The sequence below is a fragment of the Kribbella aluminosa genome (genome assembly GCF_017876295.1).
In the GTDB taxonomy this organism is placed as follows: domain Bacteria; phylum Actinomycetota; class Actinomycetes; order Propionibacteriales; family Kribbellaceae; genus Kribbella; species Kribbella aluminosa.
The window spans coordinates 1,515,897-1,540,656 of record NZ_JAGINT010000002.1 but is presented as its reverse complement, the minus strand read 5'-3'; the positions used below and the strand labels follow the sequence as shown (position 1 = coordinate 1,540,656).

30 protein-coding genes are annotated in these 24,760 nt (G+C 68.8%); 13 read left to right on the top strand and 17 right to left on the bottom strand.

Annotated features, from left to right (window positions below):
* The first annotated feature begins 7 nt into the window (after positions 1–7).
* Positions 8–1,249, top strand: a complete 1,242-nt coding sequence (locus JOF29_RS28800; RefSeq protein WP_209697542.1) for an ROK family transcriptional regulator — start codon at positions 8–10, stop codon at positions 1,247–1,249.
* A 3-nt stretch (positions 1,250–1,252) separates the two neighbouring features.
* On the opposite strand, the gene ygfZ is transcribed toward JOF29_RS28800, so the two are convergent.
* Positions 1,253–2,245 (bottom strand): CAF17-like 4Fe-4S cluster assembly/insertion protein YgfZ, encoded by a 993-nt coding sequence (ygfZ, locus tag JOF29_RS28795; protein WP_209697541.1) that lies wholly within the window; start codon positions 2,243–2,245, stop codon positions 1,253–1,255.
* 112 nt (positions 2,246–2,357) lie between these two features.
* Here ygfZ and JOF29_RS28790 point away from each other — a divergent pair, with 112 nt between their 5' ends.
* Positions 2,358–3,179 (top strand): LLM class flavin-dependent oxidoreductase, encoded by an 822-nt coding sequence (locus JOF29_RS28790; protein ID WP_209697540.1) that lies wholly within the window; start codon positions 2,358–2,360, stop codon positions 3,177–3,179.
* A 157-nt stretch (positions 3,180–3,336) separates the two neighbouring features.
* Here JOF29_RS28790 and JOF29_RS28785 read toward each other — a convergent pair whose 3' ends face one another.
* Positions 3,337–4,734 (bottom strand): cation:dicarboxylate symporter family transporter, encoded by a 1,398-nt coding sequence (locus JOF29_RS28785; protein ID WP_209697539.1) that lies wholly within the window; start codon positions 4,732–4,734, stop codon positions 3,337–3,339.
* Between the two features lie 131 nt (positions 4,735–4,865).
* Between JOF29_RS28785 and JOF29_RS28780 the strand changes: the two genes are divergently transcribed.
* Positions 4,866–6,122, top strand: coding sequence for a sensor histidine kinase (locus tag JOF29_RS28780; RefSeq protein ID WP_209697538.1), 1,257 nt, complete (start codon positions 4,866–4,868; stop codon positions 6,120–6,122).
* Positions 6,115–6,792: a response regulator gene (locus JOF29_RS28775; RefSeq protein ID WP_209697537.1), complete on the top strand. Its 678-nt coding sequence runs from the start codon at positions 6,115–6,117 to the stop codon at positions 6,790–6,792. Before JOF29_RS28780 ends, JOF29_RS28775 begins: the two co-directional genes overlap by 8 nt.
* 2 nt (positions 6,793–6,794) lie before the next feature.
* Here JOF29_RS28775 and JOF29_RS28770 read toward each other — a convergent pair whose 3' ends face one another.
* Positions 6,795–7,289, bottom strand: coding sequence for a heme-binding beta-barrel domain-containing protein (locus JOF29_RS28770; protein ID WP_209697536.1), 495 nt, complete (start codon positions 7,287–7,289; stop codon positions 6,795–6,797).
* Positions 7,290–7,490: 201 nt separating this feature from the next.
* Between JOF29_RS28770 and JOF29_RS28765 the strand changes: the two genes are divergently transcribed.
* Positions 7,491–7,853, top strand: a complete 363-nt coding sequence (locus JOF29_RS28765; protein ID WP_209697535.1) for a DsrE family protein — start codon at positions 7,491–7,493, stop codon at positions 7,851–7,853.
* An 840-nt stretch (positions 7,854–8,693) separates the two neighbouring features.
* Here JOF29_RS28765 and JOF29_RS28760 read toward each other — a convergent pair.
* Both JOF29_RS28760 and JOF29_RS28755 read right to left on the bottom strand, forming a co-directional pair.
* Positions 8,694–10,634: a hypothetical protein gene (locus JOF29_RS28760; RefSeq protein ID WP_209697534.1), complete on the bottom strand. Its 1,941-nt coding sequence runs from the start codon at positions 10,632–10,634 to the stop codon at positions 8,694–8,696.
* Between the two features lie 2 nt (positions 10,635–10,636).
* A complete protein-coding gene (locus JOF29_RS28755) occupies positions 10,637–11,194 on the bottom strand; it encodes a hypothetical protein (protein ID WP_307863748.1) in 558 nt (185 codons plus the stop codon).
* Positions 11,195–11,408: 214 nt separating this feature from the next.
* On the opposite strand from JOF29_RS28755, the gene JOF29_RS28750 reads away from it, so the two are divergent.
* Positions 11,409–12,488 carry a molybdopterin-dependent oxidoreductase gene (locus tag JOF29_RS28750; RefSeq protein ID WP_307863747.1) on the top strand — a complete coding sequence of 360 codons (1,080 nt, stop codon included), beginning with the start codon at positions 11,409–11,411 and terminating at the stop codon, positions 12,486–12,488.
* Positions 12,485–12,922, top strand: a complete 438-nt coding sequence (locus JOF29_RS28745; RefSeq protein WP_209697532.1) for a hypothetical protein — start codon at positions 12,485–12,487, stop codon at positions 12,920–12,922. Before JOF29_RS28750 ends, JOF29_RS28745 begins: the two co-directional genes overlap by 4 nt.
* Here JOF29_RS28745 and JOF29_RS28740 read toward each other — a convergent pair.
* Positions 12,868–13,560: a beta-keto acid cleavage family enzyme gene (locus JOF29_RS28740; RefSeq protein WP_281067441.1), complete on the bottom strand. Its 693-nt coding sequence runs from the start codon at positions 13,558–13,560 to the stop codon at positions 12,868–12,870. The two genes, JOF29_RS28745 and JOF29_RS28740, sit on opposite strands and share 55 nt — an antisense overlap.
* Positions 13,475–13,690, bottom strand: a complete 216-nt coding sequence (locus JOF29_RS44780; protein WP_281067440.1) for a 3-keto-5-aminohexanoate cleavage protein — start codon at positions 13,688–13,690, stop codon at positions 13,475–13,477. The genes JOF29_RS28740 and JOF29_RS44780 overlap by 86 nt, the downstream gene beginning before the upstream one ends.
* Before the next feature lie 92 nt (positions 13,691–13,782).
* Here JOF29_RS44780 and dtd point away from each other — a divergent pair, with 92 nt between their 5' ends.
* Positions 13,783–14,208, top strand: a complete 426-nt coding sequence (gene dtd, locus JOF29_RS28735; protein ID WP_209697531.1) for a D-aminoacyl-tRNA deacylase — start codon at positions 13,783–13,785, stop codon at positions 14,206–14,208.
* A gap of 94 nt (positions 14,209–14,302) precedes the next feature.
* Here the strand turns inward: dtd and JOF29_RS28730 are convergent, their stop codons facing one another.
* The 7 genes from JOF29_RS28730 to JOF29_RS28700 form a co-directional block, all read right to left on the bottom strand.
* A complete protein-coding gene (locus JOF29_RS28730) occupies positions 14,303–15,469 on the bottom strand; it encodes a choice-of-anchor P family protein (RefSeq protein WP_307863746.1) in 1,167 nt (388 codons plus the stop codon).
* Positions 15,470–15,833: 364 nt separating this feature from the next.
* Positions 15,834–16,130: a DUF1416 domain-containing protein gene (locus JOF29_RS28725; protein WP_209697529.1), complete on the bottom strand. Its 297-nt coding sequence runs from the start codon at positions 16,128–16,130 to the stop codon at positions 15,834–15,836.
* Between the two features lie 3 nt (positions 16,131–16,133).
* Complete coding sequence (locus tag JOF29_RS28720; protein WP_209697528.1) at positions 16,134–16,982, bottom strand: sulfurtransferase; 849 nt, start codon at positions 16,980–16,982, stop codon at positions 16,134–16,136.
* A gap of 13 nt (positions 16,983–16,995) precedes the next feature.
* Positions 16,996–17,442, bottom strand: coding sequence for a DUF4395 domain-containing protein (locus tag JOF29_RS28715; protein ID WP_209697527.1), 447 nt, complete (start codon positions 17,440–17,442; stop codon positions 16,996–16,998).
* A gap of 270 nt (positions 17,443–17,712) precedes the next feature.
* Complete coding sequence (locus JOF29_RS28710; RefSeq protein WP_209697526.1) at positions 17,713–18,666, bottom strand: RDD family protein; 954 nt, start codon at positions 18,664–18,666, stop codon at positions 17,713–17,715.
* Between the two features lie 60 nt (positions 18,667–18,726).
* A complete protein-coding gene (locus JOF29_RS28705; RefSeq protein WP_209697525.1) occupies positions 18,727–19,158 on the bottom strand; it encodes a TlpA family protein disulfide reductase in 432 nt (143 codons plus the stop codon).
* Between the two features lie 45 nt (positions 19,159–19,203).
* Positions 19,204–19,617, bottom strand: a complete 414-nt coding sequence (locus JOF29_RS28700) for an HIT family protein (RefSeq protein WP_209697524.1) — start codon at positions 19,615–19,617, stop codon at positions 19,204–19,206.
* Between the two features lie 42 nt (positions 19,618–19,659).
* Here JOF29_RS28700 and arfB point away from each other — a divergent pair, with 42 nt between their 5' ends.
* The 4 genes from arfB to JOF29_RS28680 are packed head-to-tail and all read left to right on the top strand — an operon-like array spanning position 19,660 to position 21,905.
* Positions 19,660–20,073: an alternative ribosome rescue aminoacyl-tRNA hydrolase ArfB gene (gene arfB, locus JOF29_RS28695; RefSeq protein ID WP_307863745.1), complete on the top strand. Its 414-nt coding sequence runs from the start codon at positions 19,660–19,662 to the stop codon at positions 20,071–20,073.
* A gap of 31 nt (positions 20,074–20,104) precedes the next feature.
* A complete protein-coding gene (locus tag JOF29_RS28690) occupies positions 20,105–20,740 on the top strand; it encodes a hypothetical protein (RefSeq protein ID WP_209697522.1) in 636 nt (211 codons plus the stop codon).
* The gene (locus JOF29_RS28685) at positions 20,737–21,303 is read left to right on the top strand and encodes a hypothetical protein (protein ID WP_209697521.1); all 567 of its coding nucleotides are present in this window, start codon (positions 20,737–20,739) and stop codon (positions 21,301–21,303) included. Before JOF29_RS28690 ends, JOF29_RS28685 begins: the two co-directional genes overlap by 4 nt.
* A complete protein-coding gene (locus JOF29_RS28680) occupies positions 21,300–21,905 on the top strand; it encodes a hypothetical protein (RefSeq protein WP_209697520.1) in 606 nt (201 codons plus the stop codon). Before JOF29_RS28685 ends, JOF29_RS28680 begins: the two co-directional genes overlap by 4 nt.
* Here JOF29_RS28680 and JOF29_RS28675 read toward each other — a convergent pair.
* Both JOF29_RS28675 and JOF29_RS28670 read right to left on the bottom strand, forming a co-directional pair.
* Positions 21,868–23,235 carry a hypothetical protein gene (locus tag JOF29_RS28675; RefSeq protein WP_245360597.1) on the bottom strand — a complete coding sequence of 456 codons (1,368 nt, stop codon included), beginning with the start codon at positions 23,233–23,235 and terminating at the stop codon, positions 21,868–21,870. The genes JOF29_RS28680 and JOF29_RS28675 overlap by 38 nt on opposite strands.
* A gap of 36 nt (positions 23,236–23,271) precedes the next feature.
* Complete coding sequence (locus JOF29_RS28670) at positions 23,272–23,511, bottom strand: MoaD/ThiS family protein (protein ID WP_209697519.1); 240 nt, start codon at positions 23,509–23,511, stop codon at positions 23,272–23,274.
* A 161-nt stretch (positions 23,512–23,672) separates the two neighbouring features.
* Here JOF29_RS28670 and JOF29_RS28665 point away from each other — a divergent pair, with 161 nt between their 5' ends.
* Positions 23,673–24,386 (top strand): response regulator transcription factor, encoded by a 714-nt coding sequence (locus JOF29_RS28665; RefSeq protein WP_209697518.1) that lies wholly within the window; start codon positions 23,673–23,675, stop codon positions 24,384–24,386.
* Here the strand turns inward: JOF29_RS28665 and JOF29_RS28660 are convergent.
* On the bottom strand, positions 24,383–24,691 hold the full coding sequence (locus JOF29_RS28660; protein WP_209697517.1) for a hypothetical protein: 309 nt from the start codon (positions 24,689–24,691) through the stop codon (positions 24,383–24,385). The two genes, JOF29_RS28665 and JOF29_RS28660, sit on opposite strands and share 4 nt — an antisense overlap.
* Positions 24,692–24,760 lie beyond the last annotated feature (69 nt).

Here is a 24,760-nt window from a genome sequence, read left to right as displayed (position 1 = left end):
GAGAACCTTGCCGCGGCAGACATCTCGGGACCTGCGCAACGAGAGCCGGTTCGAGGTGCTGCACGCGCTGTTCGCCCTGGGGCCGTCGACCCGGCAGGAGATCGCCCGGCACACCGGGCTGAGCACGGCCACGGTGGCGACGCTGGTCACCCAGTTCCTGTCCGAGGGCGTGCTGCGGATCGCGACCGTCGAGCAGAACACGGTCGGCCGCCCGTACGAGCGGCTCACCATCGACCCCGACCGCGGCCGCATCCTCGGCATCGACGTCGCCGAGACGTACGTCGACGCGACCGTGTACGACGTACTGCTGCAGCCGCTCGGGCAGAGCCAGGTCCCGCTCGACGAGCACCAGAACGGGCAGGCGTACGTCGTCGACGGCATCGTCCGCGCGATCGACGCGGCGGTCACGGACGGCGGTATCCGGCGGGACCAGATCATCGGCGCCGGGGTGAGCATGCCCGGCCAGGTCCGGCCGGACGCCGGCGTCTCGGTGTTCGCGCCGAACTGGGACTGGCACGACGTGACCATCGAGGCGCTGCTCGCGGAGCGTCTCGGCCTGCCGGTGTACGTCGACAACCCGCTGAAGGCGGTCGCGCTGTCGGAGCTGTGGTTCGGCGTCGGCCGGACGACGAAGAGCATGGCGGTGGTCAACCTCGGTACGGGCGTCGGCGCCGGGATCGTGATCGACCGCGCGCTGCTGCGCGGCGAGGCGAACAACGCCGGCGAGTGGGGGCACACCCTGCTGCAGCTCGACGGCCGGGCGTGCCGGTGCGGGCGGCGCGGCTGCGTCGAGGCGTACCTGGGGGTCCGCGGCCTGCAGACCACACTGACCGAGATTGCCCCGGACCACGCCGCGCTCCGGGAAGCGCAGCAGCGGGGGTTCGTGGATGCGGTCGCGGACGGTCTGGCGCACGACGACAGCGCGCTGGCGGAACTGGCCCGCCGTACGTCGCACTACCTGGCCGCGTCGCTCGGCGACCTGGTGAACCTGCTGAACATCTCGCACATCACCCTCACCGGCTGGACGACGTCCGCGCTGAGCGACTGGCTGATCCCCGCGGTCCGCTTGGAACTGCCGGATCACGTCCTGCCCGGTTCGCTGCCCGATCTGACGGTCGAGGCGTCGCAGGTCCCCGGCAACCCGGTCGCGCTCGGGATGGCGGCCTTCAGCCTCGAACAGTTCCTGCGCACCCTCGGCCTGTCGAGCAAGGCCGGCCTGCCGGCGAGCGGGCGCCGGCTCCGCGTGTAGGTACTACAAGCGAGCGCGGACGTGCAGGCCGGCCTCAGGGTCGACCAGTACTTCCTGGGTGGCGGTCACAATCGGCTGGTCCTCGGCGACGATCTCGAGCACGCCGTCGGGGTCGACGTTGCGCTTGACCAGGGCGAGGGCGATCGGGCCCAGCTCGTGGTGACGGGCGGCGGAGCCGATCGAACCGACCTGCTTGTCGCCGGCGCGGACGGTGTACCCGTGCGCCGGGAGGTGGTCGACCGAGCCGTCCAGGTGCAGCAGGACCAGGCGGCGCGGTGGGCGTCCGAGGTTGTGGACACGGGCGACGGTCTCCTGACCGCGATAGCAGCCCTTGTTCAGATGTACGCCGACACCGAGCCAGCCGAGCTCGTTCGGGATCGCGCGCTCGTCGGTGTCCAGCCCGAACCGCGGCTGCCCTGCCGCGATCCGAAGCGCCTCGTACGCCCAGACTCCCGCGGCGTCCGCCTCCAGCCCGGCCAACTCTGCACGCGGCAGGAACACCTCATGCCCGGCCAGCGAATCCTCACCACTCCGCGTCAGGTGCTCACCTCGGGGCGCCCCCGGCCGCCAGATGATCGCATACTCGTCGCTCACGTCCGCGATCTCGACGCGAGACATGAACACCATCTTCTGCAGCCAGTCCACCAGCGCCGCGGCAGCGCCCGGCTCGGTGTGCAACCAGAACGTCTCACCGTCGTCCACGCCGTACATCACGTGCTCGACATGCCCGGTCGGCGACAGCAGCAGCGCCGTCGTGGAGGTCCCGGGCTTGAGCCCCTCGAAGTACTGCGTGGTCAGCGCGTGCAGCCAGGTCAGCCGGTCCGGCCCGGTGATCGTGACGACGTCGCGGTGCGAGAGGTCGACGAACGCCGAACCGGCGACCAGTGCACGTTGCTCGCGCAGATCCGAGCCGTAGTGCGCGGCGACACCGGCGTCGAGTCCGCCGGCCTCGACAGCGCCGGGCCGGTCCAACAGGGGGCTGCGGTTGCGTGACATGTCACCAGAGTACGTCCTTCGGCGTACACCGAAGGACTCCCGCCGTGGGATGTGGACAGACCCCTGCTACGGCCAGTGTGGAGTCATCAAACCATCGGAGGGAGCAGGGGCGATGAGCGACAGGCGATTCCGGTTCGGCGTGGTCGGCAGCCCGCGGACCGGTGCAGAGTGGACGACGACCGTACGCCGGGCGGCGGACCTCGGCTATGCGACCGTACTGATGCCCGACGGGCTGCAGCTGCCGTCGCCGTTCCCGTCGCTGGCGATGGCCGCCGCGGTCGCGGACATCCGGGTCGGCACGTTCGTCGCGGCGGCTCCGTTGCGTACGCCGCGGGCGGCCGCGTGGGAGGCGCACACGCTGACCGTGCTCACGGACGGGCGGTTCGAGTTCGGAATCGGCACCGGGCGTCCGGACGCGGAGCAGCAGACCGCGGACATCGGCTTGCCGTGGGGCTCGGCCAAGGAGCGCCGCGACCAGGTCCGCCGGACCCTGGACACGTTGCAGGAACTCGACGGGGACCTCCGTACGCCGATCATGCTGGCCGCCGGTGGTCCGCGGGCGCTCGCACTGGCCGCCGCCCGCGCCGACATCGTCTCGCTGGCGAAGGACGCGATGACGCCGCGCGCCGAGGTCGCTCAGCTGGTGCAGGAACTGCGCAAGCTGGCCGGAGCGCGGGCGGACGACATCGAGCTGGCGATGAACCTGTTCGCGGCCGGCACCCGCGAACTGCCACCGTGGACGAAGCGCGCGACCGGCGTCGATCCCGAAGTACTCGAGGCCAGCGACTCGCTGATGCTGCTCCGCGGTACGCCCGAGGAGATGGCGGACGAGTTGCAGCGGCGCCGCGACGAGTTCGGCACGTCGTACATCACCGTCAACTCGACGTACCTCGAGGACCTGGCCCCGGTGGTGGAACTCCTGCACGGAAAGTAGTGCGGACGCCCAGGCCATCACAATGTGCGCTCGCCCGGGCTTCCCCCGCCTGGGGCGCCGCCGGGGAGGCGATTGTGATGGCCTGGCGGTCCGCACACAGCGCTGCCCGCCGGGCTGTGGTTCCGGCGGGCAGCGCTTGAGGGGTGGGACAGATGGTCTATACGTTCGCGGTCCTGGCCTCGACGGCCGCCGGGGCCTCGCCGCCGTGCGTGTCGCCGCCGTGCGTGTCGCCGGCGTGGGTGTCGCCGGCGGCGAACGCGACCTCGTCGAACGGGTCGCTGCCGGAGAACACCCGCTTGGCCTGCTCCTTGTCGAACTCGCCGACCCAGTGGCCGACCAGCACCGTCGCGACCGCGTTACCCGCGAAGTTCGTCAGCGCCCGCGCCTCGGACATGAACCGGTCGATGCCGACGATCAGACCGACACCGTCGACGAGCTCCGGCCGGTGCGACTGCAGACCGCCGGCCAGCGTCGCCAGGCCCGCACCGGTGACACCGGCCGCGCCCTTCGAGGCCACGATCATGAACAGCAGCAGCGAGATCTGCTGCCCGATCGAGAACGGCGTGTTCATCGCCTCCGCGATGAACAGCGACGCCATCGTCAGATAGATCGCCGTACCGTCGAGGTTGAACGAGTACCCGGTCGGCACGGTGATACCGACGACGGACTTGTCGACCCCGAGATGCTCCATCTTCCCGATCAGCCGCGGCAACGCGGTCTCCGACGACGACGTCGACACAATCAGCAGGAACTCACGGCCGAGGAAGCGGAGCAACTGGAAGATCGAGACTCCGGCCACCGCCCGCAGGATGGTGCCCAGGACAACGATTACGAACAGCAGACACGTGATGTAGAAGGCAACCATGATCTTCAGCAGGCTGACCAGCGCGGTCGAGCCCGCCGCACCAACCACTGCGGCGATCGCGCCGAAGGCACCGACCGGCGCGACCCACATGATCATCGACAGGACCTTGAAGACCAGCCGCTGAATGTGAGCGATGCCGGTCAGGATCGGCCGGCCCTTCGCGCCCATTGCCTGCAGCGCGAACCCGACCAGCAAGGCGACCAGCACCGTCTGCAGTACCTGTCCCTCGGTCAGCGAGGACAGCAACGACTTCGGAATGATGCCGAGGATGAAGTCCGACGTACTGGTGTGCGCCCCGGCTGCCTGCTTCTGGCCGGCCGCGCGGAGCTTGTCGGTCAGGTTCAGGCCGGAGCCGGGCTGGGCGATATTCCCGACCACCAGTCCGATGGCCAGTGCGACCGTCGACATCACCAGGAAGTAGACGAGCGCGAGACCGCCGACCTTGCCGACACTGGCGGCTTGCCGAACCGATCCGATGCCGAGAACCAGCGTGCAGAAGATGATCGGGCTGATCATCATCTTGATCAGGTTGACGAACCCGGTACCGACATCCTTCAGCTGGATGGCGAAGTCCGGGAACAAGAATCCGACACCAATGCCGAGGAAGACGGCGACGATGACGGCGATGTAGAGGAAATGGGTGCGGTCGTTGCGGACCGGCGTCGGGCGGGGTTCGGTCGGGCTCGACATGGTGGGACTCCTGTATCGGCCGTGGCGGAGGGGTGTTGGGTACCTGGTGAGTAACTGTGACGTGACGCACAGGAGAAGCGCACGTTTCGTTCATATCGTTCGCTGCGCAGGGTTGGGGCAAACTGTTCGGCATGAAGCACAGGCCGTGGGAGTTGCGCCGCCAGGTTCTCTGGCTGCAGACCGTCACGGCCACGGTACTCATTGCGATGGTCTGGATCGTGATGGTCAGCCGGTCCCACGCGCAGGCCGTGCGGGACTCGGCGGTGAGCGGTCTGGCCGCTCCGAGCTGGTGGGAGCTGGTCCGGATCGACCTGCGTTCGATGCTCGGGATCGCCAGTCTGATGCTCGGGATCGCGATCGCCGGCAACGCGCTCGTCACCTGGCGGGTCCGGCGGGCCACCCGCGGCGTGGGCACGCAGTCGCTCGCCCGGATGCTCGACTTCTACGAAGGCGTGCTGCACGCCGCGCGGGAAGGGCTGATCCTGCTCGACCTCGACGGCCGGGTACAGCTCGCGAACGACGAGGCCCTGACGCTGCTCGGGCTGCGTACCGTCGTTCCCGGTACGCCGCTGGACGACCTGCACCTCGGCGCCCCGCTGGCCGAACTGCTCGCGACCGGGCGCACGGCGTACGACGAACTGCACCTGGGCGCGCGGGGCGTCGTGGTCGTGAACCAGCAGCCGTCCGGGCGCGGGCGGATCGTCACGCTGCGGGACCACACCCAGCTGCAGCGGTTGCTCGGCGAGCTGGACGCCGTACGGAGTTTGGCGGAATCGCTGCAGGCACAGAATCATGAGGCGTCGAACCGGCTGCACACCGTGGTCAGTCTGATCGAGATCGGCAAGCCGGAACGGGCCCGGGAGTTCGCAGTGTCGGAGTTGCAGTTCGCGCAGGCGATGACGGATCGCGTCGTCGGTACGGTCGGCGATCCGGTGCTCGCATCGTTGCTGTTGGCAAAGTTGTCGCAGGCGCAGGAGCGCGGCGTCGTACTGTCGCTCGACCTCGGGCACGAGGCGCTGAACACCCGGCTGCCGGCGCAGGACGTGGTGACCGTCGTCGGAAACCTGCTGGACAACGCGATCGAGGCCGCGCGCGGGGGTCCGGCGCCGCGGAAGGTCGAGTTCCGGGCGGTAGCTTTGGCGGACGCGATCGATCTGATCGTGACGAACACCGGCGGCGAACTGGGGTCGGTGGAGCTGGCGCGCATGTTCGAGCGCGGCTGGACGACGAAGGCCGAGCCGGGACACGGGCTGGGGCTGGTGCTGGTGCGAAGCACGGTCGAGCGGTGGCAGGGTTCTCTGATGGTCGACCCGGATTCCGAGCTGGACGACGTACCCGCGTTGACGGTGCGGGTGCGACTGCCGCGGGCGGTGAGCGCGAGTGCCTGACCTACGGGTGCTGGTCGTCGAGGACGACCCGGTCGCCGCGGAGGCGCACCGAACGTACGTCGATCGCCTGCCGGGCTTCACGTGCGTCGGCGTCGCCGGTACTGCGGGGCGCGCGCTGCAGGTGCTTGCCCGCGGGGGCCTCGATCTGGTGCTGCTGGACATGAACCTTCCGGATGGGCACGGGTTGGACATCGTCCGGCGGATGCGTGCTCTCGGCAACCAAACCGACGTGGTCGCGGTGACCTCCGCCCGGGAGGTCGCCGCGGTACAGGCGGCGGCTCGAATCGGGGTTGTGCAGTACGTGCTGAAGCCGTTCGCGTTCGAGACCTTGCGGGACCGGTTGACGGCGTACGCACGGCAACGCCGAGCCGCCGCGCTGGGCGAGGTCGTCGCGGATCAGGACGAGGTGGACCGGTTGTTGCACCCGGCAACCGTCTCGTCGGTGCCGAAGGGGCTGGCCGGGGGCGTGCTGGATCGTGTCGTACAGCTGCTGGGGAACCGGGAGGGGTGGACCGCCGAGGAGGTTGCCACGTCGCTCGGTACGTCGCGGATCACGGCGCGGCGATACCTCGAACACCTCGCCGACCAGGGCCAGGCGCTGCGCACCCAACGCTACGACGGCCGCAGCGGCCGCCCGAAGGTCGAGTACTCCTGGGTCGCCGAGAGCTGACGTCAGGAGCGGATGAGGGTGGCCCAGAGGTGGGGTTGGAGCGACTGGCCCTCGGCGGCCATGTCGTACGCCCAGAGCAGCTCGCCGTTCACCAGACCGTACAGCCGGTGGCCGGCGGTGACCTCCTTGGCGGAGGTGGTGCGGGCCACCACGTCGGTCTGCAGCTCGATCTTGGCCCCGTCGATGTCGCCGTACCAGATCTCCGCGATCCCCGTCGGATGCGCCAGGATCACCTCGAGCTTGTTGTCCGGCTGCGGCCGCCAGAACCCGGTCTCCACCGCGAGCGGACGCTCCCTCGTACCGTCCTCGCCGACCACGAACGTCTGGCTCACGTAGTGCAGGTACGGCTTCCCGTTGTGCGTGAAGTCGATCTGCTGCCCGAACTCGAACTTCTCGATCGTCGGGTAGTCCCCGTGCCCGCGACCCTCCCACCGCCCGAGCAGCCACGCAAGCGGCATCAGATCCGGGTGCAGATCCTGCGGAATCTCGAACGCCATGGGATCACTCAGCCCGCGTTGCGGCCGCGATACAGCCGATAGACGACAAACGCCGAGAACCAGCCCATGAACACACAGACCAGAATCAGCAACGTGGTGAACACAACATGTAGCACGTTCGCCAGTCTAGAGGATGGGTACGGCGGGCTCCGGCAGCCACCACGTGAGATCCCGCACGCCGCGGCGGGCTACCGTAAGAGGATGTCTCGCACGCTGGTGATCAAACTGACCGCAGGCGCCGAGGAAGCCGAACGCGCCAACCAGGCCTTCACCGTCGCCGCCTCCGCAGTCGCAGCCGGTGCGACGGTCTCCCTCTGGCTCACCGGCGAAGCCGTCTGGTTCGCCGTCCCCGGCCGAGCTGAATCCTTCGAACTGCCCTACGCCGCCCCACTCACCGACCTCCTCACCGCAGTACTCGAAGGCGGCCAACTCACCGTCTGCACCCAATGCGCCAAACGCCGCAACCTCACCGAAGCAGACGTCCTCCCCGGCACCCGCATCGCCGGCGCCCCCACCTTCACCGAAGAAATCCTCACCGAAAACACCCAGGCGATCGTCTACTGACGTCCCTCAACACGCCCCCTGAACCGCTGCGGTGAGTCGAGGTTGGGATGGCCGCGGTGCTCTTCAGCAGTTGAGTTCTGAGCTGTACTGCGGCCAGGCCCGAACGGCAAACAGACCAGCCGCCACAGGCACGCCTACTCCACCCACCAGTACGTCGGGCGCGTGATCGGCCGGGACGAGGCGGCACCACCCGGCGGCGGTCGCCACTCACCACCAGATCACCCGGCACCTGAGAGCCAGGCGCATACCAACACAGCACGAGCGCAGGCGCCACCGAATCACCCGACGACGGGCCTAGGCACGGCGTACACCGCCCCGGTCCCGGCGACCGGACGTGCTCAGGCCTGCACCGGTCGACGGCGATTACTTGCCGGCCGGCCTACGTCGTCGTACTGCGTCTCGAGCGCCTTGTCGGATCGCCTAGCGGCATGTGAAGGCGCGGCGTACATCGGCGCCCGTTGACGGCGGGTTGCTGCCCACCGGCCTCCGAGTCATCCGAGGGCGGGCGCGGCGCAGTCCAGCGCAGGTCGACGGCGGTTGCTCACCAGCGACCGGATGACCCGGCGACAGGGCGCGGCGTTCAGGCCAGTGCCCGGCCGCAGGTGGTTCCTGCTGACCGGAACCAGAGGTCGTCGTACAGCACCGCAGGCGGGTGGTTGGTGCCTGCGGTGCTGGTGGTTCGGAGCCTGCGCGGGCAGTTCGCCAGCCGTGCTCGTGGTTGACGCCTGCGCGGGCGGGTCGCGCCAGCCGTGGTTGACGCCTGCGCGGGCGGGTCGCGCCTGCCGTGCTGGTCGCTGGTGCGTGGGTGAGTGGTTCGTGGTGGTTGGGGCTTGGGTGGGGCTAGCGGCTGAGGCCGGGGCCGTCGTTGTCGCGGCCGCGGTCGCGGTCGCCTCTGGACTGCTGGATGTCTCTTGTGGAGCGGCCCCCGTCGCCTGCTGCGGGGCTGGAGCTGACGGCTTCGTGGGCGGCGGCGGTGTCCCCGGTGACCTTGGTGAGTGCGGCCTTCTCGTCGGACGAGAAGTCGCGGCCGGGTGGGATCTGATTGCCCTCGCGGGCCGCGTCGATCGCCTTGTTCTCGGGGGCCTGCTCCGGCGGACGCCACTGGCTCTGGGCCTGGCCGCCCTGACTCTGGCCCTGGTCGGCAGGTCCTTCGTCGCCGAGGCCGGCGGTTTCGTTGACGGCGGTGTTTGCGGCGTTGCCGATCTGCTGTGCGTTCGGTGCGTTCGGTGCGTTCGGCGTCGGGACCTGCTGTCCCTGCTCAGGTGCTGTGGTCTGCTGGGCCTGTTGGGCCGGCTGTGCGTCGGCCTGTTGACCTTGCTCGGGCGCCTGCTGCTGGGCCTGGCCTTGCTCGGTGGCCTGAGCGTCGACCTGTTGGGCCTGCGGCTGCTGCGCGGGCGCCTGCTGCGTGTCGGCCTGGAGGGTCTGCTCGGGGTTGGGGCCGTTCGGTGTCTGCGGGTCCTGGCCGGGGTCTGCCTCGTCCTGGGCCAGGTCGGTGTCGCGGGCTGTGTCGGTCACGTACGGGTCGGTGCCGGCCTGGTCCGGGCCGTCCTGGAGGTTGTTGTCGACGGACGTGTCCGTTGCGTACGGGTCGGGGCCGTTTTGTTCTGGGCCGAGATCCGGGTTGGTGGTGGGCTCGGGGCCGGAGTTGGAGAGGTCGTCGGCGGATTCGAGGTCCGCGTTCTGCTGGGGGTTGTCGGCCTCGGCGGTGGGGGTGTCCAACTCGGGGTTGTCCGTCACGTACGGGTTCGACGGATCGTTCGGGTCGAGCGCCGGGTCGTTCGCGTCCACCGCGGGGGCGTTCGCGCGATCGTTCGTGTCCAGGGACGGGTCGTTGCCGTCGACCCCAGACTCGTTCGCGTCGAGCGCGGGATTGTTGAGGTCCAGGGACGGGTCGGTGGCGTCGACTGCCGGTGCGTTCTGGTCCAAGGACGGGTCGTTCGCGTCGAGGGCGGACGCGTTGGCCGGGTCGTTCGGGTCCAGGGCGGGGTCGCGGTCCGGGTCGGTGGTGTTGGGGGCGGCATCGAGGTCGCTGTCGGGGGCGGCCTGTTGCTGGTCGTCGGCCTTGTCCGCCTGCTCGCGCTCGTCCTGGAGGTCGTTCAGTTCCTCGGCGGCGACGGCTGCGCCGGCGGCCGTTCCCGCGGCGGCGGCCGGGTCGATGCCGCCACGTTCGCCTTCGCTCTGGGCCTTGCGGTCCTGCTCCTCGCGCTTGGCCCGCTCGGCGTCCGCCTCGGCGCCCTGCTGCTCGCGGCGTTCGACGGCGTCGTCGACACCATCGCCGTCGCGGTCGTTGGCGTCGTTGTTCTGCTCGTCGAGGCGGTCGTCCCGGTCGACGTTGTCGTCGATGCCGTTCCGGTCGCGGTCCGTCCGGTCGTCGATCCGGTCGTCGATGCCGTTGCCGTCGCGGTCGTTGTTCCGAGCCTGGTCCACATCACGCTGGAGCGTGTCGATCCGCTGCTGCTGCTCCTGGCGCTGGGCTTCCAGATCGCGGATCAGGCGGTCGCCGTCGTTGGCAGCGGCCTGCAGCGAGGACACCTCGGCCGCCCGGGTGCGCACCTGCGGGTCGACGCCCTGCATCGCGCGGTCGACCCGCGGGTCGAACCTCTGCGAGTTGACGACCCGCTCGATGCCCGCGCGTTGCCGCTGCGAGCGGTTGAGCCTGGACCAGAGGTTCTGCGACAAGCGGCGACCGGAGCTGACGATGCGTTTCAGGTCCGCTCCGGCGCGCCGGAGTGCGTCGAAGATCTCGTCGAGATGCTCGTCGCCGGTGTGCGTCATCGACATGGTTACGCCACCTCGCTGGCATAGACGGAGTATGCGAAGCCGGCCGCGTCTTCGTCGGGGCCGGGCTGGGATGCGTACAGGTGGAACTCGGCCCCTGGACGGAGCCAGACCGCCAGGTGCCGACGGCGGCCTCGCCACTCCGGGGGAATGCGGACGTCGTCGCCGGGCCCGACGTACACGGGTGGTCCCCAGTATTGCCGGGCGAGTTCGAGCTGGGCCGGCCAGTGCAGGTCGAGGCCGTCCTCGGCGAGGGGGACCTCGGACGGGCCGATCTCGTACGCCGACCAGCCGCTGCGGGGGCTCTCCGGCAGAACGGCGTCAGGAAGCACGAGCATCACGGTCTCACGCTGGGTGACCAGGCCCCAGGTGTAGCGGTCGGGGTCGATGTCGCCCGGCGCCCACGGGCGCCAGCCGGTGGCGGTGGTGACGCGGTCGACCATCGCGCGGATCGCCTCCGCACCGGTGGCCGGTGGACCCCAGATCGACCGCCAGTCGCTGACCTCGGCCAGGTCCGCCATCGCGCGCTCGTCGTCGTCGGACGACCGCTCCTGCGTCTTCACGCCGCCACACTCCCTTCGTCAAGTTGACCCAGAGTATGCCCCGATCGGTACCACTAAGAGCCGCTGATCGCAGACCTGTGGATAACTGGTTCCGGGTACGCCGTTCGCGAGCAGTAACCGCCGTACGGCGGTCACGCGGCCCCGACTGCGTTCTAGTGGAAACATGAAGCTCCCGGCACCACCGACGTTCTCGTCGCCCCTGCACCATCCGCGGGTGGCAACCGTCATCGGTCGCTGGCTCGGGACGACCGTGGTGATCTGCTTCCTGACCGGTCTCTACAGCCACGTCCTCCAGGACACCCCGAGCTGGCTTCCCGTCCCGAGCCGTCCCGCGAACCTGTACCGCGTCACCCAGGGCGTACACGTGATCAGCGGCACCGTCGCCGTACCGCTGCTGCTCGCCAAGCTCTGGACCGTCTACCCGAAGCTCTTCGCCAAGCCGGACCTGAAGGCGATCGGCCAGCTGATCGAGCGGCTGTCGATCCTCGTCCTCGTCTCGTCGATGGCGCTCGAACTCTTCATCGGGTTCGTGAACACGCTGCAGTGGTATCCGTGGCCGTTCCCGTTCCGGCAGACGCACTACGCGCTCGCGTGGATCATCGTCGGCGCGCTACTCGTTCATGTCGCGGTCAAGCTCCCGCTGATCCGCGCCAACTGGCGGCGTACGCCGGAACGTCGGCCCGAATCGCTCCCGGCCGAGACCACCGGGCTCACGCGCCGTGGACTGTTCCGTACGGTCGCGGGCGCGGCGACCCTGGTCGGGATCACCACGGCGGGGCAGTCCGCGACGCCGCTCGGCTCGATCGCTGTCCTCGCGCCCCGGAAGCCGAACGTCGGCCCGCAGGGGTTGCCGGTGAACCGTACGGCGGCCGCGGCGGGCGTCGCCGGGATCGGCGCGGATTGGCGCTTCACGGTCGCGGGGCCGCGGCAACTGTCGTACAGCCTCGAGGAGCTGCGGAACCTGCCGCAGAGCCGGGCCGAGTTGCCGATCGCTTGCGTGGAGGGTTGGAGTCAGGGGGCTCGATGGGAGGGCGTTCGGGTGCGGGATCTGCTCGCATTGTGTGGGGCTCCGGCGAAGTCCCGGGTGCGGGTGGTGTCGATGGAGAAGGGTGGGTTCTATGCGACGAGTGAACTGCCGGAGGACTTCGCGGCGGATTCGTTGACGTTGCTGGCGCTCAGGCTGAACGGGAGCGAGCTCGCGTTGGATCACGGGTTTCCGGCGCGGATCATCGCGCCTAATCGGCCCGGGGTGTTGCAGACCAAATGGGTGCATCGGTTGGAGGTGATCGCATGAGGACGCGGATCTCGCTGGTCGTCGTCGGCGTTCTGATGGCCGGCTGGGGTGGTTGGAAACTGTTGCAGGGCGTTGATGTGCACGGGCTGGTGCGGTTGCCGCTCTGGCTGGGTGGGGCTGTGGTGGCCGACGACCTGTTCTTGGTGCCGTTGAGCGTTGGTGCTGGATGGTTGGTCGCGAGGTGGTCGCGACGGCCGGATGCGCATCGGACGGTGGGCGTCGTGCGAACGACCTTGTTGTATGTAGGGATCACCAGCCTGATCGCGGTACCGCTCTTGCTCAGGCAGGGCACGGGGGCGAATCCGACGGTGCTGCCGCGCAACTACCTCCGGGACTGGTTATTGCTGGAGGCAACGATTGTGGTGATCGGTGCCGTTGGCTACTTCACGTTCAGCAGGGCGCGGGCCTCGTCGGGCGACATCGGCGGGCGCTGAGCCAAGGTAGCCAGGGCGGCGGCGCGCTCGACCAGCTCGGCGTTGTGCGTGACCGGTACGCCCTTCGCGAGCGTCAGGGTGTCCTCCATCCCGACGCGGAGGTTGCCGCCCTTCGACAGGGCGGCCAGTGCGACCGTCAGCGACGTACGGCCGATGCCGGCGGCGGACCAGGACGTGACGGCGTCGGGCAGTGCGTTGACCGCGGCGACGAGTGCGTCCGCCGTACCGGGCATGCCGCCGGGGACACCCATCACCAGGTCGCAGTGCACGCGTCCGCCGTACGGCAGGCCGTATTTGTCCAGCAGCCGGTGCAGCGCGGCGACCTGGCCGAGGTCGAACAGCTCGAACTCCGGGACCACCTCGCGCTCCCGCGTCAGCTGGAAGAGCTGCGTGACGAACGGCCACGGGTTCATGAACACGTCGTCGCCGAAGTTGACCGTGCCCATCGTCAACGAGCAGGAGTCCGGCGCGGCGTCCAGCACGCGCAGCCGGTGCTCGTACGGATCGGTGACAGCGCCGCCGGTCGAGAGCTGGACGATCAGCGCGGTGTTCTCACGCACCGCCGCGACGGTCTCGGTCAGCCGGCCGAGGTCCAGCGTCGGCCGGTGCTCGCCGTCGCGGATGTGGATGTGGATCATCGCGGCCCCCCGCGGCCTCGCAGCGCTTCGCGGTCTCGACCAGCTCGTCGAGCGTGGTCGGCAACGCCGGGCAGTCCGCCTTCGCGGTCTCGGCACCGGTCGGGGCAACAGTGATCAGAGTCGACGCCATGGACAAATCCTGCCAGATCGGGTTCTGAAACGGATATTCGCCGGTCAGCAGGTCCGATGACCGGACGATCTCCTGCACGAGAAGATACAACCATGAGAGCCGTAGTACAGCGAGTCAGTCAGGCGTCGGTCACCGTGGACGGCGAGGTGGTCGGGGCGATCGACGGGCCGGGACTGCTGATCCTTCTCGGGGTCACGCACGACGACACCGTGGAGAAGGCGGCCGCGCTGGCCACGAAGATCTGGACCCTGCGGATCCTGGAGGGCGAACGCTCGGCCGCCGACGAACAGGCGCCGATCCTCGCCATCAGCCAGTTCACGCTGTACGCCGACACGCGCAAGGGCCGCCGCCCGTCCTGGAGTGCGGCCGCCCCAGGCTCCGTGTCCGAGCCGCTGTACGACGCGTTCTGCGCCGCGCTGCAGGACCTCGGCGCCAAGGTCGAGCGCGGGATCTTCGGAGCGGACATGCAGGTCGCGCTCATCAACGACGGACCCGTCACCCTGATTCTGGACGCATAACGGAACCGGCCCCCGGATCCGTGCGGGATCCGGGGGCCGGTGCTCTGGGTCGGTGAGGTTCGACTCAGCCGTGTTCAGATGGTGTCTGCCGTGATCAGCTGACGACGCCGGCGGCCGAGTGGCCGACGACAACCTTGGTGTTCAGGCTGTAGACGTCGATGACCAGCGCGTTCACCGAGATGTAGCGCTTCTGCCGCAGGACCTGGTTGAAGGTCAGCTTGGCCACACCCGGGATGTCCAGGGTCTGGTTCTCGCCGGTCTTCACCGGGTAGGTCTTGTTGCCGACCTTGATCGACGCGATGCTCGAGGAGGAGCTCACGCCGGCCTTGTTGTCCTTGGTCTTCCACGCCGACGCCGAGGACTCGATCGCGCCGATGGACAGCGTGCCCACCTTCACGCCCGCGACGTGCGAGGTGAAGTTGATGTAGGACTTGCTCTCGCCGATGGCGCCGTTCTTGGTGGTGTAGACACCGCCGACGTAGGCGACCTTCGGGATGTTCAGCTCGCCGACCGCGACCCGGACCGTCTTGCCCTCAGTGCCCTGGCAGGTGGTCTGCAGCGAAGTGGCGTCGGAGACGACCAGCTTGTCGGCCGTGGCCTTGGTGCCGTACGCGTCGCCGATCACCAGCGCGGTCGCCGGCTTGGAGATCTCCGCGCGGGTCTTCAGCACCGCGACGTCGACACCCTGCGGGATGAACTGGTTCTTCACCGTCGCGTGGATGACAACCGCCTGCGCGTACGAGTAGATGCCGGACGCGGTCTTCACGCCGCCGACACGGTTCAGCACGATGTAGCCGAGGCCCGGCACGGCGACCTTGGTGTTCGGCCCCGGGTTGATCAGGGACGGCACCGTGATCGCGCCGATCTTCACGCCGGCGAAGGTGGTGCTGCCGGTGTAGGACAGCTGGCCCTTCGAGTACTTCGACGTGGTGGTGGTCTTCACGCCGGTCAGCGCGAGCAGGTTGCCGACCTTGACGTCGGCGGCCACCGCGGTGCTGGTGACGCCGGTGCCACTGGCGTTGTTGAAGCCGTGCGTGTCGGTCTTGACCGAGCGCGCGATGGCCTGCCCGTTCACGTTCGCCGCGGCGATGTCGTTCTTGTCAGCCTTGTTGGCGTCCGTGGTGCAACCGAACTTGCTGATCACCTGCGGGCCACTGTTCGCCAGCCCGGATTCGACATCGGTTCCGTACGAGTAACCGCTGTAGCCGAAGACCGGCGAGGCGGACGCGGAACCAGACGTCAGCGCAATCGTAGAAGCCACGCCGACAACCGCCGCAACTCCGACGGCGGCGAGCTTCTTGTATCCGATGCGGGGTCGCATTGACCCCTCCTCCCTGAGTGATGACGTGACCCGAACTGCGGGTCAGGACACAGACACAACTCAGCCGATTGCGTTAGGTGACGAGCCGACCCCGCTCCGAGATCAAACCGTTACATTCCCGGCCCGGTCAGCGAGATTTCCCCCGTCGCCCCGTAACCCGGATGCGATGTCCGGAAACCCTGCCCGCCAAGGAGCTTCCGGGCATGCCGAAGGGCCCGGACGCGCAAGGTCCGGGCCCCTCGGTGCTTACTTCAGGGTGGGCCACCGTCCGGTGGAGGTGGCACCTTGTGTAACGAGCAACGACTCAGACAGTGACGGCCACTTCCGCGACCTCGCCGTACTGCGCCACGACCTGGCGGTCGACCGGCTGGGCCTTCGGGGCCAGCGTGCGCAGCGTCCAGCTGCCCGGCGCCGCGAAGAACCGGAAGTGCCCGGTGGCCGAGGTCGGGACCTCGGCGGTGAACTCACCCGTGCTGTCCAGCAGCCGCACGTACGCGCCGCCGACCGGCTCCTCGCCGCGCAGCACCTGGCCCTGGATCACGGCCTCCTTGTCGACGTCGACGCCCTTCAGGTCGAGGCCGCCCTGCTTCGCTCCGCACATGTGTCAGGCCTTTCCGGGTTCGTCGCCGAGGGCAACGGGTACGCCGACCAGCGAGCCCCACTCGGTCCAGGAGCCGTCGTAGTTCTTCACGTTCTGCTGGCCGAGGATCTCGTGCAGCACGAACCAGGTGTGCGCCGAGCGCTCGCCGATCCGGCAGTACGCGATGGTGTCCTTGCCGAAGTCCACGCCGGCGTCGGCGTACAGCGTCTTCAGCTCCTCGTCGGCACGGAAGGTGCCGTCGTCGTTGGCCGCCTTGCTCCACGGGATGTTCGCCGCGGTCGGGATGTGGCCCGCACGCTGCGCCTGCTCCTGCGGGAGGTGCGCCGGAGCGAGCAGCCGGCCGGCGTACTCGTCTGGGCTTCGGACGTCCACCAGGTTCTTCACGCCGATGGCCTCGCCGACCTCGTCGCGGAAGGCGCGGATGTCGAGGTCCGGCTCCTTCGCGGCGTACTCGGTGGCGTCGCGCTTGACGACCTCGTCGGTCAGCTCGCGGCTGTCCAGCTCCCAGCGCTTGCGGCCGCCGTCGAGCAGCCGGACGTCACCGTGGCCGTAGAGCTTGAAGTACCAGTACGCGTACGCCGCGAACCAGTTGTTGTTGCCGCCGTACAGCACGACGGTGTCCTCGTTCTTCACGCCCCGCCCGGACAGCAGCGCGCCGAACTGCTCCTGGTTGACGAAGTCGCGACGGACCGCGTCCTGCAGGTCGTCCTTCCAGTCCAGCTTGATCGCGCCGGCGATGTGGCCGGCGTCGTACGCCGAGACGTCTTCGTCGACCTCGATCAGGACAACGCCGTCGTCGTTCTTGTGCTCCTCGACCCAGTCGGCCGAGACGAGAGCGGATTCCCTGCTCATGTGGTGCTGCCTCTCAGTTGGTAGCGGTGGATGGCGTACGAATGCGGTGGATCAGCAGATAGGCCTCGCAGCCGAGGCAGAGCCCGACGGCCGCGTTCACGAACGCGGCGACCAGGGCGAATCCGGTGGCGACCACTCCCAGCACTCCTGCGCCGGTCAGGTACCCGACCAGGCCGACGACCGCGAAGACCAGGCCGACCAGCTGAGCGAACCGCGGCGGGGCCGCGTCCTCCAGCTCCTTCGGCTTGCCCAGCCGGGGCCGCACCAGCCGCTTGAACAGCCAGCCGTACGGCGAGGCATGGACGCCGAACGCGACCGAGATCGCGAACACCACGGCCTGGACCGCGAGCGGCCAGGGGTTGTTCAGGATCAGCGTCAGCGCCAGGACCACCGTGGTGATACCGGCCGCGAACCGGAGACCGCGCGGATCGACCTGCTGTGCCGCCTGTTGTTCGGACATGACGACTCCCGGTGAAGGAGGATGTCGAGCCGGAACCCGCCCGAGTGTGCGGGAGACGACGTACGCGGAACCGTGCTCAGCGACCGGTTCCGCAGCGCTCGGGACGCCGCCTGGTCAGCGGCGTCGACACAGCGATGAGCGCACCCGGCAGTTGTCCACTGCCCTGCGCTTCGTCAGCCATGTCGTGTAAACCACGTGTCGAGAGTACGGAACCCGGGCGGGCCTGCCACCGTCGGTCCCATACAGTGAGACAACTGATCACATTCTGGATCAGGTGCGAACGACGTTGGTCGCGGCCACCTTGTCGTGCAGTGCCTGCTTCTTGTCGTCCCACAGCGGCCACAGGTCGTTCAGCAGCGCCAGGAAGCTGAACAGGGTGCCGACCAGCGGGATCGCGCTGAGCAGGCTGATGCCCATGTACACGCCGTACCGCTTGAGCACCACGATCCCCGGCGGGTTGCCCGGTACGTCGCGGAGCCGGACCGCGATACCGAGCGCCATCTTGCCGGGTGTAGCGCCCTTCTTGGTGAGGAACAGGTACTCGTAGACGAACGACACGAGCAGGCCGATCAGCGTGGCCGGGATCATCCACTTGTAGATCTCGGGCGGCAGGGTGGTGCTGGTTGTCGGCGTACCGGCCGCGGCTTGGTCGAGGGTGTTCTGGAAGTAGGCCCAGAGCACCTTGGAGTACTGGTAGATGAAGTAGCCGGTCAGCGGGAGGCCGATGATGCCCGCGATGATCCCGTCGAGGATGCGTGCGAACACCCGACGCCACCAGCCGGAGAGCATCTGGCCGTCCGGGGTGGTGTAGACCCGCCGGCCCGGGTAGCCGTAGCCGGGCTGGCCGTGACCGTACTGCGGCTGACCGTACTGCGGCTGCCCGTACTGCTGCTGCGGGCCCGCGTACTGGCCGTACTGCTGCTGCCCGTACTGGGGCTGGACAGGCGGCGGTTGGTACCCCGGGATGCGCTGGCCGTACTGCGGCTCGTTCTGCTGCGGAGGCTGCTGCGGCTGGCCCGGCTGCGGGCTGCCGTACACCTGGCCGTGCTGCGCTGGCTCGCCGTACCGCGGGAAGTCAGCAGGTCGCTGCTGACCGAACTGCCCCTGGAACGGAGGTGGGCCCTGCTGCGGCCGACGCTGATCCGTCCAGGCGTTGCCGTCCCAGTACCGCTGCTGGGCCGGGTCCTCGGGGTCGTCGTACCAACCTGCTGCTTGAGAGCTCACCGGGAGAGTCTTGCCTACTCCCCGGGGCATTGGCCATCCGGTGGCACCTAGCGGACGGTGTCAGCTCGGCTGGCGGTCGATCGCGGCGGCGAGCGCGGCGATCACGTCCGGCTTCCGGGGCGCTCCGCTGGCGCGCTTCACCACGGCCCCGGTCGCGTCCAGGATCAGCGTGGTCGGCGTACGGAGGATGTCCAGCCGACGGACCAGTTCGAGGTGGGACTCGGCGTCCAGTTCGACGTGGCGCACCCCGTCGACCATGCCCTCGACCTCGGCGAGCGTCCGCCTTGTAGCGCGGCAGGGAGCACAGAACGCGGACGAGAACTGCAGCAGCGTCGCCCGCTCCCCCAGCTCCGCACCGACCTCCGCGGCCGTCACTCGCTCCACGTCGTCCTCGCTCTTCCCGCGAAACCGCCCGTCCACCCAGGCCTTGAGCACACTGAGCACCACACCGGCGACCACTGCGCCGGCCAGCACCCACAACCCAAGTCTCACAGTTACCCACGGTACGACGCCCCGTTCACGTTTCAACCGCCCGTTTCACGTACTGAGAAGCTGCTGCACGTCCCCGGTCAGGTGGTGGACCGACCGGCCGGTCGGCCAGGGCAGGCTGTCGTCATCATCTCCCGGGTACCGCGGTACGACGTGGAAGTGCAGGTGATCGACGCTCCGCCCGGAACCGGGGCCGCTGGCGTTCAGCAGACACACCCCGGTCGCACCGAGCCGCTGCACCATCTTCTGGGCGATCCGCTGCGCCAGGTCCATCACTTGCGCCAGGTCCGCCGCCTGCACGTCCAGCACGCCGGCCGCGGTGTGCCGACGCGGTACGACGAGCGTGTGCCCGGGAGCGATCTCCTGGCCGGGCAGCGGGAGGAACGCGACCACGACGCTCTCCTTGGCGATCCAGCGGGCCGAGTCCGCCGAAATGAGTCCGCAGAAGACGCAGGCATCCATCTGGTGATTGTGCTCCGGTCTAATGGTGGTGTGGAGAGCGGAGTGACGGTGCGGTCGGGGGTGGTGGTTCCGGAGGCTGAGCTGGCCTGGCGGTTCTCGCGGTCGAGTGGTCCTGGTGGGCAGTCCGTGAACACCACGGACAGCCGGGTGGAGCTGAGCTTCGACGTGGCCGGCACGTCGGCGTTGAGCGACGTACTGAAGACGCGGGCCCTGGAGCGGTTGCAGTCGCGGCTGGTGGACGGCGTACTGACGGTCGCGGCGTCGGAGTACAAGTCGCAGTTCCGCAACCGGGAGGCCGCGCGGGAGCGGCTGGCGGTGCTGCTCCGCGAGGCGATCGCCCCGCCGCCCCGCAAGCGCCGCCCGACCAAACCGAGCAAGGCGTCCGTACGCCGCCGCCTGGACGACAAGAAGCGCCGCGGCGAAACCAAGCGCCTCCGCAGCCGGCCGAACGACTGACACGCCCCCTGGCCTGGTTAGGCTTGCGGGCGTGCGCGAAACGGGGAGCGGGGGAGCTGGGGACGAGGAGCCGGAGGAGCTTCCGGAGTTCCAGGACCTCCGGCTGCGCGGCCGTTCGGTCAAGACCTGGTCGATCAGCGGCGGCGCCGTACTGCTGGTGATCGCCGCGGCGTTCGGCGGGCTGAACAAGGCCGCCGACGAGACGCCGCAGGTGGCCGCCGGTACCGCGGTCGACGCCGGGCAGTTCGAGGTCACGATCCAGCGGGTCGTCGCGGTGAAGGACCTCAAACCGCTGTTCACCCCGGACGAGGGCGGCGCCCTGATCGCGGTCGTGACCAAGCTGAAGGTCACCGACGTCAACGGTACGACGCCCCCGGCGGACCTGATCCGGCTGATCGGCGTCCCGGGCGTGAAGGACACCGACCCGCCGCTCGGCACCACGAACATCCGTGACGAGACGATGAACCCGGTGCTCACCCCGGACGCCGGCGAGAACGTCGCGTACGTCTGGAAGCTGCCCAAGGCGACCCAGCTCCCGACCGAGGTCAAGCTCACCGTGCAGGGCTACCAACACATCGACGACTCGATCCTGGACCACCACGAGAAGTGGATGACCGACAAGCTCGTCGCGGACACCACGGTCAAGGTCAAGGACAACCTCAAGTGAGTACCCGCAGACTGGTCAACATCGGCCTGACGCTCGCCGTGCTGGTCGCGATCGTCGGCCTGTACCGGCTGACCCCGACGCAGCAGGACATCCAGAAACCGACGCCTGTGCAAGGGATCGTCGGCCGCGCGGTGCACACGCCGCGCTTCGACCTGACCGTGAACGACGTACGGCTCGGAAAGAAGCTGCGGATCCCGCACACCACGCCGGACCGCGACTCGCTGACCGACTTCGTGGTGGTGGACGCGACCGTGACCGCGAACCGGGAGCCGATGCACATCTTCAACGTCCGGATCAAGTCGTCGGACGGCGTCACCTACCTCGGCTCGAACCGGAACGGGCTGGACCAGGTGGACCTGACCGGCAGCGAGTTCGCGCCGGGCATCCCGGTGCGCGGCTCGTTCGTGGTCGAGATGCCGGCCGGCAAGGTGCCCGGGGCAACGTTGCTGGTGATGGAGAAGTCGATCCTGAACGACCTCGAGCCGCAGGTCACCGTGCCGCTCGGCGACGACGCTCCGAAGCTCGAGGACGTCGTGGCGCTGACCGCTGCGAGCGACACGTGAGTGGCGCGCGCCGGGCCCGCCGCGGCTGGTTCCGGACGAACTCGATCGCCCTCGCGACCCTGGTCGTGGCGATCCCGCTGGCGGGCTGGTGGACCACACGCAGCGACTACAAGTCCTGGTACGACGCGAAGCCCCGCGATCCCGTCGTCGTGGCTGCGGGCGGTACGTCGTACAACGGCGCGACCTGGTACGCCGCCAGCGTGCAGCAGGACCCGCAACCGCTGCAGGCCGGTGAGAACGACGTACTGCCTCCTGGGACCGCCCGGATCCGGGTGCACTTCCGGTTGCAGGTGGACAAGCTGTCCGCACTCGACGGACTCGGCGGTTGCACCTTGCACCTGAGGGCACCGGACGGCCGGATCTGGAACGAGACGGTCGTTGCCGACAACTACCAGGACCGTCCCACCGGTTGCACGGGCGGTTCTGACGACAAGCCGGCGAGTTGGCGGGGCGCGGCCGCGCAGTACTACCTGAAGCCGACGGCCGGGAAGCCGTTCGAGACGGTTGCCGTGTTCGTCGTACCGTCCTCCGTCGCCGGCAGCGTGCAGCCGATGATCACGTGGGCTACGAAGGTCCCTCAGTACCTGGCATTCCCGAGGTAGCAGCGCCGAGGTCGGTGACGCCGTGGTCGCCGGACGACTGCTCGTGCACCGCACGGGTACGCCGCGGGGCCAGGTACCCGGCCAGGCCGCCGATCATCCGGTCGTAGGCCGCGGCCAGCAGACAGACCTGCAGCATCGTCTTGAGCCCGTCGGTGATCAGGTTCAACGGCTCGTCGATCACCAGCCAGAACTGCAACGTGTGCGGCCCCAGCACCCACAGCTTCAGGATGATCCAGACCGCGCTCGCGGCGAACGTGACCACCGCCCACGCCAGGAAGTAGCCGAGCATCGGCCGCAGCCCGGAGCGGAGTACCAGCCGCAACGCGTTCATCACCGGGTTCCAGCGGTCCTTCCAGTCCGCGACCACCGAGTTGCCCGCGACGCGGACGATCCGCGGCGTCTGCTGCCAGCGGTTGGTGATCCGGTCGAACCTCCAGCGCGGCTTCTCGAGCTTCTGCACGACGCGGCCGTAGATGACCGCCGTCATCGTGATCCACATCAGCGGCAGTACGGCGGCGCTCCACAGGTCACCGATGCCGGACGCGATGAAGCCGGTCACCGAGTCCCACACCTCACGGACCTGGTTCACACCGAGTACATGGTCCAGCACCCAGGTGTAGCCGTCCTGCAGCCACTGCCACAGCCGGCGCCCCTTCAGCCAGGTCAGCGGCGGCGGGATCACGGACGTGGCCTGGTACGCGACCACGAAGATCCACAGCGCCTCGAGGTACGTGACGAACAGCTTGCGGACCGGGCCTTCTCTGTCCTTCCGCCACTTCTTGAACACGAAGCGGAGCAGGTACGCCGTGACGCCGAGCCCGATGAACAGCCAGGTCGACAGCGACTGCAGGCCGTCCGACTGCTGCGGCGCCGTACCGCCGGTCAGTACTGTCGCCGCGATGTCGTTGACCTTCTTGACGGCCAGTTGGTACTCGTAGTTGAGCGCCTCGTTCTGCAGGAACTTGTAGGCCGCGTAGAACGCCAGGAACGGCAGCATCGCCGCGGCGATCGCGTCGAGCGGACGATGCTCGTTGCCGGGCTCCATCCCGTCCGGAGCGAGCGTTCCCTCGGCAACGGCCCGCCGGTGGAACGGCAGCTCACCACGCAGTACCAGGAACATCGTCACGTACATCGCCAGCGAGACCACGACCAGCAACGCGAGTACTGCGATACCGGCCGCCTCGGCCTTGGCACCTGCCTGAACGGCGACCCACTGCAGGCCCCGGTGCACCAACTGCGCCACCAGGAAGACCGCCGCCAGCCGCGGCCAGGCCTTGCCGAACAGAACCCCCGCCCGCCCCACCGTAGTGAGTAGCGTCCCCGACTCCATCGCCACGGCGACGAATGTACCTCGCGAGGAGTTCGGTCAGCCGCCGGCGAAGGGCGGCAGGGCATCTACCAACGCACCCTTGGTGAGTTTTGTGCTTGCATCCGCCCGCTCACCGTCCAGGAGGAACGTGCAGATCGACAACACCCGTGCCAGCTCCGGCCGATCGGAGGAGACCGACGTCACGAGATCACCGATCGAGCCCGCTTCCGCGGTCGCCGTCGACGTACCCGCGGCCGAGCGTGCGGCGGCGAAGTACCTGATGGTCACTTCCGGCATCTGATCCGCGCCTCACTGGTCTGGTAGGTCTTCCGGTATTATGTCAGCTTGCTGTTAGACCCAGTGTGTCCCAGGCCCCCGGCAACGACGCCGTCGGGGCCTGACGTGCACGAGGACCGGATCGCTGCGGCAGGATCCGACGATCAGCACAAGGAGACGGCGTGAGCACGTTGCTTCTGCTGACGAACGCCCTGCAGGCCTCCACCGAGGTCCTGCCGTCGCTCGCCCTGCTCCCCCACCAGATCCGCATTCTGCCCACCGAGGTCTCCGCGCTCGTCGACGCGCCGGATGCCGACGCGGTGCTGCTGGACGCCCGGCGCGACCTGGTCGCGGTCCGGAGCGCCTCGCGACTGATCCGTACGACCGGGATCGACGTACCGCTGATCCTCGTCGTCACCGAGGGCGGACTGACCGCGGTGAACGCGGACTGGGGCGCCGACGACGTACTGCTCGACACCGCCGGCCCGGCCGAGATCGAGGCCCGGCTGCGGCTGGTGATCGGGCGGCTCGCGGCGACGCGGAACGACGAGCCCGAGTCCACGCTGATCCGCAGCGGCGACGTGGTCATCGACGAGGCGTCGTACACCGCGAAGCTGAACGGGCGGGCGCTCGACCTGACGTACAAGGAGTTCGAGCTGTTCAAGTTCCTCGCGCAGCACCCGGGGCGGGTGTTCACGCGCGAGCAACTGCTCCAGGAGGTCTGGGGCTACGACTACTTCGGCGGCACCCGGACGGTCGACGTGCACGTACGGCGGCTGCGCGCGAAGCTCGGCCCCGAGCACGAGGCGCTGATCGGTACCGTCCGCAACGTCGGCTACCGCTTCGTCGTACCGCCCACGCCGACCACCCGTGAGCCGGCCGAAGCCAAGTCCTAGAAGAAGAACTTCAGCACGGTGAAGGCGAGCCCGGCCGCCGTAAGGAGGGCCGCCGTCCAGGACCCGACGCCCTGCTTGAACGCGGCCACGAAGGTGCCGATCGTGATCGGCACCAGCATCACCAGCAGCGTGACCCCGGCCGCATGGACGCCGACGTGCGACTGGAACGTCAGAATCCACCCGACCACGAAACCGAACGCCAGACCGAGCCAACTGCTGATCTGCACCGGCCCGTCCGCGCTGCGATGACCCCGGTGCGACGCGCGAGTGGCCCGCCGGTGGGAGGTCGGAGCAACGTGCGCCATCGCTCACCTTCCGTAAGTTCCTGAGTACGCAAGGTACCAGGATCACTGACCGAGACGAAAAAGGCCGGT

Bases quoted from the DNA above. Each gene is read 5' to 3' on its own strand.
- JOF29_RS28785 (WP_209697539.1), bottom strand. From the start codon at position 4,734: ATGTCGAGCCCGACCGAACCCCGCCCGACGCCGGTCCGCAACGACCGC.
- JOF29_RS28770 (WP_209697536.1), bottom strand. From the start codon at position 7,289: ATGGCGTTCGAGATTCCGCAGGATCTGCACCCGGATCTGATGCCGCTT.
- JOF29_RS28715 (WP_209697527.1), bottom strand. From the start codon at position 17,442: ATGTCCGAACAACAGGCGGCACAGCAGGTCGATCCGCGCGGTCTCCGG.
- ygfZ (WP_209697541.1), bottom strand. From the start codon at position 2,245: ATGTCACGCAACCGCAGCCCCCTGTTGGACCGGCCCGGCGCTGTCGAG.
- JOF29_RS28660 (WP_209697517.1), bottom strand. From the start codon at position 24,691: ATGGCGCACGTTGCTCCGACCTCCCACCGGCGGGCCACTCGCGCGTCG.
- JOF29_RS28740 (WP_281067441.1), bottom strand. From the start codon at position 13,560: ATGATCCACATCCACATCCGCGACGGCGAGCACCGGCCGACGCTGGAC.
- JOF29_RS28675 (WP_245360597.1), bottom strand. From the start codon at position 23,235: ATGGAGTCGGGGACGCTACTCACTACGGTGGGGCGGGCGGGGGTTCTG.
- dtd (WP_209697531.1), top strand. From the start codon at position 13,783: ATGAGAGCCGTAGTACAGCGAGTCAGTCAGGCGTCGGTCACCGTGGAC.
- JOF29_RS28780 (WP_209697538.1), top strand. From the start codon at position 4,866: ATGAAGCACAGGCCGTGGGAGTTGCGCCGCCAGGTTCTCTGGCTGCAG.
- JOF29_RS28765 (WP_209697535.1), top strand. From the start codon at position 7,491: ATGTCTCGCACGCTGGTGATCAAACTGACCGCAGGCGCCGAGGAAGCC.
- JOF29_RS44780 (WP_281067440.1), bottom strand. From the start codon at position 13,690: ATGGCGTCGACTCTGATCACTGTTGCCCCGACCGGTGCCGAGACCGCG.
- JOF29_RS28725 (WP_209697529.1), bottom strand. From the start codon at position 16,130: ATGTGCGGAGCGAAGCAGGGCGGCCTCGACCTGAAGGGCGTCGACGTC.
- JOF29_RS28790 (WP_209697540.1), top strand. From the start codon at position 2,358: ATGAGCGACAGGCGATTCCGGTTCGGCGTGGTCGGCAGCCCGCGGACC.
- JOF29_RS28720 (WP_209697528.1), bottom strand. From the start codon at position 16,982: ATGAGCAGGGAATCCGCTCTCGTCTCGGCCGACTGGGTCGAGGAGCAC.
- JOF29_RS28700 (WP_209697524.1), bottom strand. From the start codon at position 19,617: ATGGATGCCTGCGTCTTCTGCGGACTCATTTCGGCGGACTCGGCCCGC.
- JOF29_RS28745 (WP_209697532.1), top strand. From the start codon at position 12,485: ATGAGGACGCGGATCTCGCTGGTCGTCGTCGGCGTTCTGATGGCCGGC.
- JOF29_RS28760 (WP_209697534.1), bottom strand. From the start codon at position 10,634: ATGTCGATGACGCACACCGGCGACGAGCATCTCGACGAGATCTTCGAC.
- JOF29_RS28670 (WP_209697519.1), bottom strand. From the start codon at position 23,511: ATGCCGGAAGTGACCATCAGGTACTTCGCCGCCGCACGCTCGGCCGCG.